This is a genomic window from Weissella oryzae SG25 (genome assembly GCF_000691805.2).
Taxonomy (GTDB): Bacteria; Bacillota; Bacilli; order Lactobacillales; family Lactobacillaceae; genus Weissella; species Weissella oryzae.
The window spans coordinates 1-553 of the sequence record NZ_DF820527.1 but is presented as its reverse complement, the minus strand read 5'-3'; the positions used below and the strand labels follow the sequence as shown (position 1 = coordinate 553).

General features: G+C 40.0%; 1 protein-coding gene. It reads left to right on the top strand.

The window, feature by feature from the left end:
- Positions 1–25: 25 nt before the first annotated feature.
- Positions 26–499 (top strand): RusA family crossover junction endodeoxyribonuclease, encoded by a 474-nt coding sequence (locus TT13_RS10860; RefSeq protein ID WP_027699958.1) that lies wholly within the window; start codon positions 26–28, stop codon positions 497–499.
- Positions 500–553: the final 54 nt, after the last annotated feature.

Below are 553 nucleotides of genomic sequence, written 5' to 3'. Positions count from 1 at the left end.
GTATCTGATGAAGAGCGGGTGACTGATGCAATGGCACTATGAGATTGCTTTAGCACCACAGCAACAAGAGCGACCGAGGTTTTCTAGGCGGGGCAATTTTACAAGTGTCTATGACCCACCAAAGACAGCCAAGTTTAAAAAGCTCCTTAGAGCGGTTGGACTAGGGTTAGCTAAAACTAGCAATATTTCCGTAGCAGATGTGCCGCTAAGGCTAGAAGTCATCTTTTATAGGGAAATACCCAAAGCCACTACAAAATGGCAGAGAGCGCTTATTAAGGCTAATAAATGGTTTCCAGTTAAAAAGCCGGATTTATCAAATTACTTGAAGGCATTTGAAGATGGTTTAAACGGTGTCTTTTGGCATGATGATAATCAGATTGTCGAGATTGTAGCCAAGAAGCTTTACAGTGATAAACCATGCATTGTGGTTGATGTAATTGAATTAGAACAAGGCACTAAAGAAGATGTTAAAGGACTGGTTAATCGAAGTGAAAGTTGAATTGTACAACGATAATTTTCAGAATTTCAAATCATATCAGTTACCCAGAGCGCA

Excerpts from the sequence above, each read along its gene's own strand:
- TT13_RS10860 (WP_027699958.1), top strand. The coding sequence starts at position 26 with ATGCAATGGCACTATGAGATTGCTTTAGCACCACAGCAACAAGAGCGA.